The 14,127-nt window shown below is 72.3% G+C and carries 11 protein-coding genes; 8 read left to right on the top strand and 3 right to left on the bottom strand.

Going from position 1 to position 14,127, the window contains the following annotated elements:
• Nucleotides 1–191: 191 nt before the first annotated feature.
• Nucleotides 192–1,694: an aminopeptidase P family protein gene (locus ACZ4MH_RS04315; RefSeq protein WP_351594592.1), complete on the top strand. Its 1,503-nt coding sequence runs from the start codon at nucleotides 192–194 to the stop codon at nucleotides 1,692–1,694.
• Between the two features lie 64 nt (nucleotides 1,695–1,758).
• On the opposite strand, the gene ACZ4MH_RS04310 is transcribed toward ACZ4MH_RS04315, so the two are convergent.
• The 3 genes from ACZ4MH_RS04310 to ACZ4MH_RS04300 form a co-directional block, all read right to left on the bottom strand.
• Nucleotides 1,759–2,436 (bottom strand): TetR/AcrR family transcriptional regulator, encoded by a 678-nt coding sequence (locus tag ACZ4MH_RS04310; RefSeq protein WP_351594595.1) that lies wholly within the window; start codon nucleotides 2,434–2,436, stop codon nucleotides 1,759–1,761.
• Nucleotides 2,437–2,594: 158 nt separating this feature from the next.
• Nucleotides 2,595–4,721, bottom strand: a complete 2,127-nt coding sequence (locus tag ACZ4MH_RS04305; protein WP_351594665.1) for a tetratricopeptide repeat protein — start codon at nucleotides 4,719–4,721, stop codon at nucleotides 2,595–2,597.
• Between the two features lie 250 nt (nucleotides 4,722–4,971).
• The gene (locus ACZ4MH_RS04300; RefSeq protein WP_351594598.1) at nucleotides 4,972–5,457 is read right to left on the bottom strand and encodes an ATP-binding protein; all 486 of its coding nucleotides are present in this window, start codon (nucleotides 5,455–5,457) and stop codon (nucleotides 4,972–4,974) included.
• A gap of 598 nt (nucleotides 5,458–6,055) precedes the next feature.
• On the opposite strand from ACZ4MH_RS04300, the gene ACZ4MH_RS04295 reads away from it, so the two are divergent.
• The 7 genes from ACZ4MH_RS04295 (at nucleotide 6,056) to pheA (ending at nucleotide 13,547) form a co-directional block, all read left to right on the top strand.
• On the top strand, nucleotides 6,056–6,943 hold the full coding sequence (locus ACZ4MH_RS04295) for a hypothetical protein (protein WP_351594601.1): 888 nt from the start codon (nucleotides 6,056–6,058) through the stop codon (nucleotides 6,941–6,943).
• Nucleotides 6,944–7,074: 131 nt separating this feature from the next.
• Nucleotides 7,075–7,863, top strand: a complete 789-nt coding sequence (locus ACZ4MH_RS04290; RefSeq protein WP_351594604.1) for a YcnI family copper-binding membrane protein — start codon at nucleotides 7,075–7,077, stop codon at nucleotides 7,861–7,863.
• Nucleotides 7,864–8,051: 188 nt separating this feature from the next.
• On the top strand, nucleotides 8,052–8,708 hold the full coding sequence (locus tag ACZ4MH_RS04285; protein WP_351594607.1) for an SCO family protein: 657 nt from the start codon (nucleotides 8,052–8,054) through the stop codon (nucleotides 8,706–8,708).
• The gene (locus ACZ4MH_RS04280) at nucleotides 8,705–9,163 is read left to right on the top strand and encodes a copper chaperone PCu(A)C (RefSeq protein ID WP_351594610.1); all 459 of its coding nucleotides are present in this window, start codon (nucleotides 8,705–8,707) and stop codon (nucleotides 9,161–9,163) included. The genes ACZ4MH_RS04285 and ACZ4MH_RS04280 overlap by 4 nt, the downstream gene beginning before the upstream one ends.
• A 13-nt stretch (nucleotides 9,164–9,176) precedes the next feature.
• The gene (locus ACZ4MH_RS04275; protein ID WP_351594613.1) at nucleotides 9,177–11,222 is read left to right on the top strand and encodes a copper resistance CopC/CopD family protein; all 2,046 of its coding nucleotides are present in this window, start codon (nucleotides 9,177–9,179) and stop codon (nucleotides 11,220–11,222) included.
• Nucleotides 11,219–12,493, top strand: coding sequence for an iron uptake transporter deferrochelatase/peroxidase subunit (gene efeB, locus ACZ4MH_RS04270; protein WP_351594616.1), 1,275 nt, complete (start codon nucleotides 11,219–11,221; stop codon nucleotides 12,491–12,493). Before ACZ4MH_RS04275 ends, efeB begins: the two co-directional genes overlap by 4 nt.
• 127 nt (nucleotides 12,494–12,620) lie before the next feature.
• Complete coding sequence (gene pheA / locus ACZ4MH_RS04265) at nucleotides 12,621–13,547, top strand: prephenate dehydratase (protein ID WP_351594619.1); 927 nt, start codon at nucleotides 12,621–12,623, stop codon at nucleotides 13,545–13,547.
• Nucleotides 13,548–14,127: the final 580 nt, after the last annotated feature.

The following is a 14,127-nucleotide window of genomic DNA, read 5'->3' as shown; positions in this document are numbered from 1 at the left end:
GCCGCCGGACCGAGGCCTGGCCCCGTAGGCAGGCACGCGCCGGGCCGAGGCCCCGCCCCCGTAGGCACGCGCCGGGCCGGAGGTCACCCGGCCCCGGGCCGGAGTGCCTGACAGGTCACAGCTTCCCGCCTCTGGACCGCCTTCCTTCCGCACATACGATGGAATGCGTCCCATAATGACGAGGAGGCACCGTGGCCGACGAGCTCACTCCGGAAACCCCGGACGAGGACGAGCAGCCGATCAAGCAGCGCAAGAACGGCCTTTACCCGGGCGTTTCCGACGAGCTCGCCGAGAACATGAAGTCCGGCTGGGCCGACACGGAACTGCGCGACCTCAAGCCCATCGAGCAGGCCGCGAACGCCGCCGAGCGGCGCGCCGCGCTCTCCCGCCGGTTCCCCGGCGAGCGCCTGGTGATCCCCGCGGGCAATCTCAAGACGCGCTCCAACGACACCGAGTACGACTTCCGTGCCGCGACCGAGTACGTCTACCTCACCGGTGACCAGACCGACGACAGCGTCCTCGTCCTGGAGCCGCGTACGGACGGAGCGGACGCAGCCGACGGCGCGGACGGAGCGGACGGAGCGGACGGGCACGACGCGACGCTGTACCGCCTGCCCCGCTCCGACCGCGAGAACGGCGAGTTCTGGCTGAACGGCATGGGCGAGCTGTGGGTCGGCCGCCGGCACAGCCTCACCGAGGCCGAGCTGCTGTACGGCATGCCCTGCAAGGACGTGCGGGAGCTGGCCGACGCGCTCAAGGAGGCCACCGGTCCGGTCCGCGTCGTGCGCGGTCACGACGCCGGCATCGAGGCGGCGCTGACCGACAAGGTCACCGCCGAGCGCGACGAAGAGCTGCGCGTGTACCTCTCCGAAGCCCGCGTGATCAAGGACGACTTCGAGATCGGCGAGCTGCAGAAGGCCGTCGACTCCACGGTCCGCGGCTTCGAGGACGTCGTGAAGGTCCTGGACAAGGCCGAGGCGACCAGCGAACGCTACATCGAGGGAACGTTCTTCCTCCGCGCCCGCGTCGAGGGCAACGACGTCGGCTACGGCTCGATCTGCGCCGCGGGCCCGCACGCCTGCACCCTGCACTGGGTACGCAACAACGGCGAGGTCCGCTCCGGCGACCTGCTCCTGCTCGACGCCGGTGTGGAGACGACGTCCCTCTACACCGCGGACGTCACCCGCACGCTGCCGATCAACGGCCGTTACTCGGACCTCCAGCGCAAGATCTACGACGCGGTGTACGCGGCGCAGGAGGCGGGCATCGCGGCGGTGAAGCCGGGCGCGGGCTTCCGCGACTTCCACGACGCCGCGCAGCGCGTGCTCACCGAGCACCTCGTGGCGTGGGGCCTGGTCGAGGGCCCGGTCGAGCGCGTACTGGAGCTGGGCCTGCAGCGCCGCTGGACCCTGCACGGCACGGGCCACATGCTCGGCCTGGACGTCCACGACTGCGCGGCAGCGCGCACCGAGGCGTACGTGAACGGCACGCTGGAGCCGGGCATGGTCCTGACCGTCGAGCCGGGGCTGTACTTCCAGGCCGACGACCTGACCGTGCCGGAGGAGTACCGCGGTATCGGCATCCGCATCGAGGACGACATCCTCGTCACCGCGGACGGCAACCGAAACCTTTCGGCGGCCCTCCCGCGCCGCTCGGACGAGGTCGAGGCGTGGATGGCGCGCGTGAAGGGCTGACCTTCGGTGGCGCGCGTGAAGGGCTGATCCGCGCCGACGGCCGGCAGGCAGTCGGCTGACGCACTTACGGGTGGGCGTTCCCAGGAACGCCCACCCGTTGTGCTTGTACTTGCGCCCGGGCCTGCGCTTCTCCGGTACGGACGTACGCGCCCGCCTTGGCCGCCGCGTATGTCGCGAGCGTGGCCGACTCCACGAGCTCCAGGTCCACCGGCCGGCGCACGATCAGCATCCGGTAGTAGAACGGCGCGCCGAGGGCGCCGACGACCGCCTCCGCGTCCGTACCGGGCGGCAGCTCACCGCGGTCCACCGCGCGCCGCGCCAGGACGCCCGCCACGCCCAGCCGGTCGTCGAAGAACTTCCGCAGCGTTTCCTCCGCCCGCGGGTCGCGGGCCGCGGCGGAGACCACCGCTTCGATCATCGCCCGGTTGCGCGCGTCCTCGTAGAACTCGGCGATGCCGCGGGCCAGCGCGCGCAGGTCGCCGCAGAGCGAGCCGGTGTCGGGCACCGGGTTGCTCCCGCTGCGCTCGGTCAGCAGCGCGCAGACCAGGCCCTCCACGGTGCGCCAGCGCCGGTAGATCGTCGCCTGGTGCACGCCCGACCGCTGCGCGACGCGCTCCATCGACAGCGCGGCGAACCCCTTGTCCCCCAGCTCGTCGAAGACGGCGGCGAGCACGGCGGTACGCGTACGTGCGGTGCGGCCCCCGGGGCGGGACCGGCCCGGGGGGTGCTGCGCTGTGCTCATGAAGGCACTCCGGATTGCCAGCGATCGATCACAACAAGTATTGTCCAGACCTCTAACGCGAGTCACCTCGCGTTAGCGGCTGCGCCCTGAGGCGCGCCCACCGGGGGACGCCGAGCACGGGGGACTCGGCATGGGGGCGCGCCTGGGGCGCTTGCGCGTTACATGGTCCTGAACTGCGCAAGCCGCTCGCCCGACTCCAACGTCCAGGGGTGCAGAGGACCGAGCGAGCGTGCCTGTCCCTCGACCACCGCCTGCGCCTGCTCGATCGCCTCGGCTCGTTCGCCGAGCGCGGCGAGGACCCTGGCCAGGAGGGTCCTGGCCGACAGCGTGATCTGGTACGTCGGCTCGAAGGAGCTCTCGTACGCGGCGAACACCTCACGGGCGAGCGGGAGGGCATCGGCCGCCCTCCCAGCGAAGAACAGGACGAGTGCGTAACTCTGCTTCGCGAACAGGGTGATCTGGTGACGTGGCCCGAAGGCTCGTTCACAGTCCACGACCAGTTCCGCTCCTGCTCTCGTGTCCTGCTCCAGCCGCGTGTCGTCGTGGATCTCGATCAGGTCCGTTCTTGCCCGGAGTGTCAAGGCGTGGTCCGGGCCGAGTGCTGCTGTACGGCCCTCCACGGCGCGCCGCACCAATGCGTCCCCCTCGGACAGTTCGCCCTTCTGGCACAGGACTCGCGACAGTCCGAGACAGCTTTCCCAGACCTCCGCATCGAGCCCTTGGCGCTCGCAATCCGCCAGTGCCTCGCGGTGCACCGTTTCCGCCTCTTCGAACCTGCCGAGCCGGAACAAGGCCCGCCCCACGCGCTGCCGGAGCCGCAGGACCGCGGGGTCGTCCCTGCCCAGCCGCAGTGCCCCCAGCTCTACCGCGGTCTGCGCCACGGTCAGCGCGGGGGCGTAGTCGCCGGCCCGGTGCAAGGCCACCACCAGGCGCAACAACGACTCGGCGACCGTCTGCACGGTCGAGCGCCCCACACCGGGCTGTCCGACGACCCGTCGGAGCAATCCCAGCGCATGCGGTGCGAGCAGGCTCGTACGGGGATCGACATCGCCGCGCTGCGGTGCCTCCGGAAGCACCGCGAGCAGCTGCCGGGCTGCCGCTACGGCCAGCTCTTCTCGCTGCCCGGGAGCCGTGTCCCGCCACACACTGTCGAGCAGCACCCCATGGCTACGAAGACAGCGCAGCGTCCCGGGAACGAGCTCCGACAGCGACTGATCGAGCAGCCCCCGAAGGGCAAGCTCGACGCGGCGCGCCGGGAGTTCGTCCCCCATGTCGATCCCGGACAGCAGGGACAGGGGCAGCGGGTCGCCCGCCCAGCACGACAGGAGCCGGAGCAGGGTGACGGCTTCGGGGAGACCCTGTCTCACCAGGGCGTTGAGGGAGAACTGCCAGGTGCTGCTCACCAGATGACGCGAGTCACCGCCCCCGGCCTCGGCCCCCTGGTCCAGCAGCTCTATCGGGTCCACGCCCTCGCCGCCGTCCAGATTGCGGCCGTACTGGGCCATCGTCCAGGGGTCGATGACCTGGTGGGCGAGGAAGCCGCCTGCCAGGGTGAGGGCCAGAGGGAGCCGGCCGAGGCGTTCGGCGACGGCCTCGGCCTCTTCCAGCGTGCCCGCCTCCGGTGCCAGATCGCACAGGACCCGTGCCGCGTCCTCCCGTGGCAGTACGCCCAGTTGCAGCAGCTCCGCGCCCGGCCACCAGTGGCGGGCCGCCTGGCGGGTGGTGACCAGGACCGTGCCGCGGGGGCTTGTGCGGAGCCAGCCGCCGTCGCGGAGGACCGCGGGGTCGTCCGCGTTGTCGAGGACCAGGAGCCATGGGCGGTCGGAGCGGTCGAGGTGGTCCCAGACCAGGTCGGCTGCCGCGCGCAGACCGCTGCGGGCCGCCGTCAGTTCGCCGTCGCCCGCGCCGCGGTCCGCGGCCACCGCGAGCATGCCCGCGCGGAGGGACGCCGTGTCGGAGGCGTTCACCCAGAGGCCGACGCGGCCCGCCTCGGACGTCGCGTACTGGAAGAGGGTGTACGCGACGGCCGTCTTGCCGCAGCCGCCGAGGCCGTGCAGGACATAGACCTGGCCACCCGCGTCGGAGCCGACCGCGGACCGCAGGCGGTCCATCAGTTCGGTGCGGTCGCGCAGCACGGTGGGCGCGCGGCCCACGGAGGGCCAGCGGACCGAGTCCAGACCGGACCACGCACCCCCGCCGCCGGGACCGCCGCCCTCGGAGCCATGGTGGTGGTGCTCGATGATGTGCTGGTCGCCGGACGCCTGGTAGACCCGGCCCTGGCCCATGGCCCGGACGTCGTTGCCGCCGCCCACGGGATGCTCGCCGTTCACCCGTTTCCCCCTCCCGCCTTGCACGGAACGGGAGTTCGGCTCCCGTTGTGTACGCGGGAGTTCATCCCCCCGCCCCGTACGCGGGAGTTCATCCCCCGCCCCGTACCCGGGAGTTCAGCGTAGATCACTGCGGGATGCCTGGTCAGGGCTTCACGGGCTTTACGGCAAGCCGCGTGCGGCTGCCGTCACCGCGCCCGGCGAAACGTCACGGCATCTGCAGCAGCGCGCCCTCGCGCCACTTCAGGATCTTGTCGAAGCTGACCACCGCGCCCCGGCGCCCCGTCCGGTTGCGGTACCGGACCTGGTCGGTGAGGGCCTCGATCAAGAAGAGCCCCCGTCCGTGCTCGGCCTGGGCGGGGGCGGGGGTGTGGCGGCGGGTCACTGCGGGCTCCGTCCGCGGCGAACGGTCGCGGGGCCCGGGGCCCGTGGGCCGGTCCTGGAATCCCGGGCCGGAGTCCGTCACCTCGATGCGGCATGTGTCGCCGTCGATGAAGGCCGTGACGCGGTACTCCTCGGCGGCGCCGTCCCCGTGCTCGACCGCGTTCGCGCAGGCTTCGGAGAGGGCGAGCGAAAGGTCGTAACAGACGTCCGGGTCGACGCCCGCGGTCTCCATCGTCCCCAGCAGCAGCCGGCGCGCGAGCGGCACGCTCGCTGCCTCCCGCCGAAGATGGAGGGACCACCAGATGCTCATCGCTCCAGCCTCCTGGCCGCGGCTCGACATATCGATACGTATTGCCGCGCTCCATGGTCGGTAAGCGTGGGTTTGACGTGACTCCGCCCATTCGGCGGACGCGGCCATTGAGCGTACCGGTGTAAAAGGCCCGTGGGCGCGCCCCTGCGCGCGCCCCTGCAATTGCGGTAGCCGGACTCCAGCCGATCTCCCGCGGGTTCTCCGGGCACACGGGCCGCCGCCGTGCCGACCGCCCTGGTCACGGGGCATGTGCACCCCGCATCGGATGACCGTTTGAAACCGCTTACTGTCCGTCTACGACCGTTTGCAACTTTCTACTGATTGTCGGCGGGTGGCCGGTCGGGAACACCCGCTCGAATACGTGGGCGGCATCGCCGTCTGGATGCCCGTAGCCACCGCCGGATCGTCCACCCGGCGGGCCGCCGGAATGTCCGGAAGCGGCTACGGCCTCTGGACGGCCGCGCGCGCTCTCTTTGCCTCTCTTTCCCTATACCCCGCCGGGTACCTGATCCCTCATACCCCGCCCGGTATCTGCTGTCCGGGACCGCCCGCCCTGCCGTAGGCGTCCGGTACGCGCAGTGGGATGATGGCGGACGCCATGCATACTCCCGAGGGGCGCGCCGCGGCCGATCTGCGGTTGCTCAGGGCCGCGGTGTTCACCGCGGCCTGCGTCGCGCTGGCCGCCGCGGGACACATGATCGGCTCCTGCGCCACCGTCCCGCTGTGGACGCTGGGCGCGGGCTGCGTCGGTGTACTGGCCGTCGCAGCCCCCCTCGCCGGCCGCGAACGCACGCTGCCGGGCATCGCCGTCGCCCTCGCCTTCGGACAGCTCGCGCTGCACGCGCTCTTCATGGCCGGACAGCGCGGCATGGCCGTACAGCTGCCGGCCGACGGCGTACGCGGCCTGAGCGACCACGCGGCGATCGGGCTCGCCCGCCAGATGACCTGCGGGTTCGGCACCGGGCGGCTGGACGCCGCGCAGGCGCGGCAGATGCTCGCCGGGGCCGGGATCGGCCCCGCCGCGGCCACCCACGCGGCGCACGCCGCGGCCGGACATGACATGGCCGGGCACGGTGCTACGGCTAGCGGCGCCGGCTCCGGTGCCCACTCCGGACTGTCCGCCGCCGTGCACCACTTCGACTTCGGTTCCCTCGCCGGGCTGCTGCCCTCGCTGCCCATGCTGCTCGGGCACCTGCTCGCGGCGCTGGCCGCCGGCTGGCTGCTGCGCCGCGGCGAGGCCGCGCTGTGGCGGCTGGTACGGCTGTCCGCGCCTGCCGCGCGGGAGGCCGCGACGGCCGCGTTGCTGGGCGCGCTGCGTACCGCGCTGCGCCTCGTGCGCGCGCTGTGCGCCGGGCTGCTGGGCGCCGCGAACCCTACGCCGCGCGCTTCCGCTTCGTACGGGCATGACAAAGCCGGACCCGAAGAGCTCGCGCTCCAGCACAGTGTCGTCAGGCGGGGACCGCCCCACTTCGCCCTCGCGGCCTGACGACACGCGCAGCTCTCGTACACCCCGCAGGACGGGGCTCCGGACGCGTTCCGGGGCGGGCTGACGTGCCGTCGCCGCATGCGCGCCGACCGTCAACCCTTGTACCTCCTGCCTTGAGGAGCTCCCTCACCATGTCGAACACCACCGTGCCCGACAACGCGCCTGCCGCGCCCTCCCGCCGACGTACCGTGCTGCACCGCCTCCCCCTCGTGGGCGGTGCCGCCGCGGGCGCTGTCCTGCTGGTCGCCGGCCCCGCGTTCGCGCACGTCACCATCCAGCCGGGACAGGCCGCCAAGGGCGACTACGCGACCGTGAACTTCAAGGTCCCCAATGAGAAGGACGACGCCTCGACCGTGAAGCTGGAGGTCGACCTGCCCGCCGACCACCCGCTGGCGTCCGCGATGCCGCAGCCGGTGCCCGGCTGGGACGTGAAGGTCACCAAGACCAAGCTCGACAAGCCGATCGAGACGCACGGCGAGAAGCTCACGGAGGCCGTCACCAAGATCACCTGGACCGGCGGCAAGATCGAGCCCGGCCAGTTCCAGCAGTTCCCGGTCTCCGTCGGCGCCCTCCCCGAGGACGCCGACCAGCTCGTCTTCAAGGCGCTGCAGACGTACGACGACAAGGAGGTCGTGCGCTGGATCGAGCCCGCGAAGGAGGGCGCGCCGGAGCCCGAGAACCCCGCGCCGGTCCTGAAGCTCGTCGACGCGGGCGCCGCCGAGCAGGGTGGCGGTACGGACACCGCGGGCGCCAAGGACGGCAAGGACGCCAAGAACGGCGCGGACGCCGGGAAGAGCAGCACGACCGCCGCCGCCGGCGGCACCGACAACACCGCCCGCGTGCTGGGCGTGATCGGCATCGTGGTCGGCGTCATCGGTGTCGGCTTCGGCATCTTCGCCGGCCGCCGCCGCACCGCCTGAACCGGCCGCAGCACCTGACCGGCCGCACCACCTGAACCGGCCGTACCTGAACGGCCGGCGCCGCACCACCTGACGCACGGCGCACCGCCCGCACCGGCGAGCCCGGGTACGCCCCGGCGAGCCCGGAGCACCCCGGGCGGTGCGCCCCGGTCGGCACCCACCACGGACATACGGGATATCACTGAGCAATGCGCAGAACACCCAAGCTCGCCGCCGCCGCCCTCGTGGCGGTCGCGGCCCTCACCCTCACGGCCTGCGGCAGCGACAGCGGCGGTGACGAAGGCGCCCCCGCCGCCAGCGTCTCCGGCGCCCAGTCGAAGCCGATCGTCACGCTCGACGACGCGATGGAGAAGCCGGACCTCGTCCTCACGGACACCGACGGCAAGAAGTACGACCTGATCAAGGAGACCAAGGGGCGGCCGACGCTGATCTACTTCGGCTACACCCACTGCCCCGACGCCTGCCCGGCCGTCATGGGCAACATCGACGTGGCGCGCAAGCAGCTGCCCGAGGCGGAGCAGAAGAAGCTGCGGATCGTCTTCGTCACGACCGACCCGAAGCGGGACACCCCGGAGCGGCTGAAGTCCTGGCTGAACGGCTTCGGTGCCGACATCGTCGGCCTGACCGGCGACTTCGCCACCATCCAGGGCGCCGCCTCGTCCGTCAACGTCGGCATCTCCAAGCCGGAAAAGAAGAAGAACGGCGACATTCTCGTCGACCACGGGCTGCAGGTCCTGCTGGCGTCCCCGAAGGACGACAGGATCCACTGGCTGGGCATGAAGGACGCGGGCGCCGAGGACTACGCGCACGCCCTTCCCAAGATCATCAAGGGGCAGAACCCGTGAACCGCCGTACCGCACTCGCCGCCGCGCTCGTCGCCACCGCCGGCCTCGCCCTCGCCGGATGCGGCGGGGACAGCGCGCCCCGGCTGAAGGTCTCCGGCGCGTACATGCCGCAGCCCGTCATGAACGACATGGCCGGCGGCTTCCTCGTCATCAAGAACTCCGGGGACACCGCCGACAAGCTGACCTCCGTCACCAGCGACCTGTCCGACGAAGTGACCCTGCACCGCACCGCAGGCGCCAAGATGGAGCAGGTCGACTCCCTGGCCATCCCCGCGCACGGCGAGCTGAAGCTCTCCCGCGGCGGCAACCACCTGATGTTCATGGCACTGAAGAAGAAGCCCGAGAACGGCGACAAGGTCTCCGTCGAGCTGCACTTCGGCAAGGCGAAGCCGATCAAGGCCGTACTGCCCGTCAAGGCCACCAACTACGACCCGCAGCACGCCGGGCACCAGTAGGGGGAGAACCGCCATGCCGCTCACCGTTCCCCGCGCCGGCCGGCCCGCCGTGCCGTACCGCGGCCGCCGCGCCGCGCCCCCGGCCCGGACCGCCGTCCTGCGCCTGCTGGTCCTCGCCGCCGCGCTGCTCGGCGTGCTCCTGGGCGGCGCCGCGCCGGCCTCCGCGCACGCCGCGCTGACCGGCAGCTCCCCGGCGCAGGGAGCGGTGGTGCAGCAGGCGCCCACGCAGGTCACGCTCTCCTTCTCCGAAGGCGTCGCGATGGGCGACGACTCCATCCGCGTACTGGACCCCAAGGGCAAGCGCGTCGACCGCGGCAAGCTGCTCGACCTGTGCAGCGGCTCCACCGTCAAGTACGGCACGGGGCTGCCGCCCGGCCTCCCCGACGGCACCTACACCGTCGCCTGGCAGGCCGTCTCCGCCGACAGCCACCCGGTCTCCGGCGCGTTCACCTTCTCCGTCGGCGCGCCCTCCAAGTCCGCCGCCGTGCTGCCCCAGCAGGAGGCCGGCGGCGGGCTGGTCGGCGCGCTGTACGGCATCGTGCGGTACCTGGCGTACGCGGCGTTCGCGCTGCTCGTGGGCGGTGCGTGCTTCGTACTGGCCTGCCGGCCCGAGGCGGCGCGCAGCCGCCCCGTGCAGCGGCTGGTCGTCCTCGGCTGGGCGACGCTCACCGCCGCCACGATCGTGCTGCTCCTGCTGCGCACCCCGTACACCGGGTCCGGCGACCTCACCGACGCCTTCGACCTCGGCGGCCTCAAGGCGGTACTGGGAACCAAGCCCGGCGCGGCGCTGGTCTCCCGGCTGCTGCTGCTCGCCGCTGCCGCCCTCTTCATGGCCGTGCTCTTCGGCGCGTACGCCCGGGCCGGCGAGGAGGGCGACGACAAGCGCCGCAAGGACCTCGCCTTCGGGCTCGGGGTCGGCGGCACGGTCGTCGCGGCGGGGCTCGCCGCGACCTGGGCGATGGCCGAACACGCCTCCACCGGCCTGCAGACGGCCGTCGCGATGCCCGTCGACGTCGTGCATCTGCTGGCCGTGGCCGGCTGGCTCGGCGGCCTGGCCGCCCTGCTGGTCTCCCTCTACCGCGACCCGGCCGCCGTCGACGGTGCGGCCGTCCGCCGCTTCTCCCGCCTCGCCTTCGGGTCCGTACTCGTCCTGGTCGCCACCGGCGTCTATCAGTCCTGGCGGCAGGTCGGGTCCTGGCGTGCCCTCACCGACACCTCGTACGGGCAGTTGCTGCTGCTCAAGGTCGGCCTGGTCGCCGTGCTCGTCGGGATCGCGTGGGTGTCGCGGCGGTGGACGGGGCGGCTGGGCGAGCCGGCCGCTGCCGCGCTCCCGGCCCAGGGGGACGCCCAGGGGAACGCCCAGGAGGGCGCGCCCGAGCCCGAACCCGTACCGGTGGCGTCGGCGGCCGTCGAGGAGACGGCCGACACGGCCACCGAGGGAACGGCCGACGCGGCCACGGAGGGAACGGCCGACGCGGCGCGCTCCCCCGAGCGCGCCGCGCAGCTCGCCCGGCAGCGGGCCGCCGTCGCCGACGCGCGGCGCAAGCGTGTCCGGGACGCCGATCCGGTGCGGTACGGGCTGCGCCGCTCCGTCCTCGCCGAGAGCTGTGTCGCCGTCGTCCTGCTGGCCGTGACCACCGTCCTGACCACCACGGAACCGGCCCGTACGGAGCAGGCGGTGCAGGACTCGGGCCAGTTCGCCGAGGCCGCCCGGCCCGTCTCCGTGACCATCCCGTTCGACACGCTGGGCCCGAAGGGCAAGGGCACCGCGCGGCTCGACCTCGACCCGGCGCGCAGCGGCCAGCCCAACGATCTGCACCTGCGGATCTCCGGTCCGGACGGCGCCGCGCGGGACGTCCCCGAGGTACGGGTGTCCTTCACCTCCAAGGCCAAGGACCTCGGCCCGCTCCCTGCCGCACTGAAGCGCACCGGCACCGGACACTGGACCGCAGAGGGTGTCCAGCTGCCGGCGGCCGGCACCTGGCAGCTCTCCCTTGTAGTCCGCACCTCCGACATCGATCAGGTGACCGAGACCAGGAACGTGAAGATCAGCCGATGACCGAGAACACCACCAAGGAACTCAAGGACGCCGAGGCCGAGCCGAACGTCGCGCTCTCCCGCCGCCGGCTCCTCGGCACCGTCGGGGCGGCCGGCGCGGCCGGGCTCGTCGTCGGCGGCGCGGGCGGCGCGTTCGGCGTCTCCGCGGCCCAGGACGACGCGCCCGCGCTCAGTACGCTCGGCGCCACCGAGGTCGCCTTCCGCACCGACCGCCGTACGCCCCAGGCCGGCATCACCACCCCGGTGCAGGCCAGTGGCCACCTCGTCGCCTTCGACCTCGCGCCCGGCGCCGGGCGCAAGGCCGCGGCCGCCCTGATGCGCCGCTGGTCGGCGCTGGCCGAGCAGCTGATGGCCGGGAAGGTGCCCGCCGACGACACCGGCGTGGCGCTGGACGCGGGCCCCGCCTCCCTCAGCGTCACCTTCGGCTTCGGCCACAGCTTCTTCGGCCGTACCGGGCTGAGCGCCCGCCGCCCGCTCCAGCTCGACCCGCTGCCGCACTTCTCGGCCGACGCGATCGACCCGAAGCGCAGCAACGGCGACCTGTGGGTCCAGATCGGCGCCAACGACGCACTGGTCGCCTTCCACGCGCTGCGTACGCTCCAGAAGGAGGCCGGCGACACCGTGCGGCTGCGCTGGCAGATGAACGGCTTCAACCGCAGCCCCGGCGCCACGGCGCACCCGATGACCACGCGCAACCTCATGGGCCAGGTCGACGGCACGAACAACCCCAAGCCGTCGGACCAGGACTTCGACGAGCGGATCTTCGTGGGGCGCGACACGGACCAGCAGTGGATGCGCGGCGGTTCGTACGTGGTCGTGCGCCGCATCCGGATGCTGCTGGACGACTGGGAGAAGAAGTCCCGGGCCGAGCAGGAGAAGGTCATCGGCCGCCGCAAGTCCGACGGCGCGCCGCTGACCGGCGGCGACGAGCACACCCCGATGAATCTGACCAGGACCGGGCCCGACGGCCTCCCCGTCATCCCGGCCGACGCGCACGCCCGCATCGCCGCGCCCGAGTCCAACCAGGGGGCCGCGCTGCTGCGCCGCCCGTTCTCGTACCACGACGGCTTCCGCGACGACGGCGCCCCGGACGCCGGGCTGCTCTTCATCTGCTGGCAGGCCGACCCGCTGCGCGCCTTCACCCAGATCCAGCGGAAGCTGGACAGGGGGGACGCGCTCTCGCCGTTCCTCCGGCACGAGGCGAGCGGGCTGTACGCGGTACCGGCGCTGGAGCCGTCGGGGTACGCGGGGCAGGCGCTGCTGGAGGGGTGAGAGCTCGATCGGTCGCTGTGGGTGGCGGGCGGCGCATCGGTGCGGGCGGGCGGCCTCGCGCGGGCGAGTACGGTAAAGGTTCCCCAGCCCCCGGGACAGCAGCGAAGCCCGGAGAAGGAGTGACCGGATGTCGGCCAGCCGCTACACGTACCTCGGACCCGCGGGCACCTTCACGGAGGCCGCCCTGCGCACACTGCCCGAGGCGGCGACGCGCGAGCTGGTGCCGATGGTGTCCGTGCCCACCGCGCTGGACGCCGTCCGCGCGGGCGAGGCGGCCGGCGCGCTGGTGCCGATCGAGAACTCCGTCGAGGGCGGCATCACCACCACCCTCGACGAACTGGCCGCCGGCGAGCACCTGATGATCTACCGCGAGGTGCTGCTGCCGATCGCCTTCGCGCTGCTGGCCCGGCCCGGTACGAAGCTCTCGGACGTGAAGACGGTGACCGGCCACCCCGCGGCCCAGGCGCAGGTGCGCAAGTGGCTCGGCACGCATCTGCCGGAGGCGGCGTGGGAGTCGGCGGCGTCCAACGCGGACGGCGCGCGGCTGGTGCAGGAGGGCCGGTACGACGCGGCGTTCGCCGGCGAGTTCGCGGCCGCCACGTACGGCCTGGAGCCGCTGGTCACCGACATCCACGACGCGCAGAACGCGGCGACCCGGTTCGTCCTGGCGGGCAGGCCCGCGCGGCCGGCGGCCCGTACGGGCGCCGACAAGACCTCGGTCGTGCTGTGGCTGCGCGAGAACCACCCCGGTGCGCTGCTGGAGCTGCTCCAGGAGTTCGCCGGCCGGGGCGTCAGCATGATGCGGATCGAGTCCCGGCCGACCGGCGACGGCATCGGTCAGTACTGCTTCTCCGTGGACTGCGAGGGGCACATCACCGACCGCCGGGTGGGCGAGGTGCTGATGGGGCTGAAGCGGATCTGCCGGGACGTGCGCTTCCTCGGCTCGTACCCGCGCGCGGACGAGGTCGTCCCCGAGGTCCGTCCGGAGACCGCCGACGACGCCTTCCTGGAGGCGTCCGACTGGCTGACCCGGTGCCTGGACGGGCGGGCCTGACCCGGCCCGTCGCAGTGGTCCACAGGTTTCCCACAACCCTGTCCACAGAGTTATCCACAGGCCCCGTTCTCGACCTGGGGACAAGTCGATTCCGGGGCGTCGCACAGTCGACAAATCGCCCTACCGACCCCACACCCGTCCACAGGCACTCACAGCCGCCCACTGCGGGGCCCGTCAGCATAATTCCCAGGAACAATCCTTTAGGGCGAGGAAATCCCACACGAAAGAGTACCCGAACGGGGTTTCAGCAAGGATTTCTTCGCCCGGGATTCAGGAAACGGGGCCACGCTTTCCTACTTCCACAGCGACAACGCACAGCCTGTGGATAACTTTTGGGAGCCGCCCGTAGCTGTGGACAAGTACCTGTGCACAGTCCGCCAACTCCCCGCTCACGCAGGGTCGGTCACCGCTCCGGGACACCTGCCCGACGCGTCGCGGACACCCCTGGAACACTGCCGGAACACCCCCGGAACACCTCTGCGCCACTCTTCCGACAGCAACGAACAGCACTCACGAGCGGCACTCCGCAGGAATTCTTTCCCGCAATTCCCCGCCTTCCCAGAACACCACATAAACAACT

Source organism: Streptomyces sp. NPDC026301, from assembly GCF_055567935.1.
The sequence above is the reverse complement of the archived record's forward strand: the minus strand, read 5'-3'. Positions and strand labels throughout refer to the sequence as shown.

Coding starts and splice junctions, on each gene's coding strand:
- ACZ4MH_RS04285 (WP_351594607.1), top strand. CDS start 8,052: ATGCGCAGAACACCCAAGCTCGCCGCCGCCGCCCTCGTGGCGGTCGCG.
- ACZ4MH_RS04275 (WP_351594613.1), top strand. CDS start 9,177: ATGCCGCTCACCGTTCCCCGCGCCGGCCGGCCCGCCGTGCCGTACCGC.
- ACZ4MH_RS04305 (WP_351594665.1), bottom strand. CDS start 4,721: ATGGGCCAGGGCCGGGTCTACCAGGCGTCCGGCGACCAGCACATCATC.
- ACZ4MH_RS04300 (WP_351594598.1), bottom strand. CDS start 5,457: ATGAGCATCTGGTGGTCCCTCCATCTTCGGCGGGAGGCAGCGAGCGTG.
- pheA (WP_351594619.1), top strand. CDS start 12,621: ATGTCGGCCAGCCGCTACACGTACCTCGGACCCGCGGGCACCTTCACG.
- ACZ4MH_RS04295 (WP_351594601.1), top strand. CDS start 6,056: ATGCATACTCCCGAGGGGCGCGCCGCGGCCGATCTGCGGTTGCTCAGG.
- ACZ4MH_RS04310 (WP_351594595.1), bottom strand. CDS start 2,436: ATGAGCACAGCGCAGCACCCCCCGGGCCGGTCCCGCCCCGGGGGCCGC.
- ACZ4MH_RS04290 (WP_351594604.1), top strand. CDS start 7,075: ATGTCGAACACCACCGTGCCCGACAACGCGCCTGCCGCGCCCTCCCGC.
- efeB (WP_351594616.1), top strand. CDS start 11,219: ATGACCGAGAACACCACCAAGGAACTCAAGGACGCCGAGGCCGAGCCG.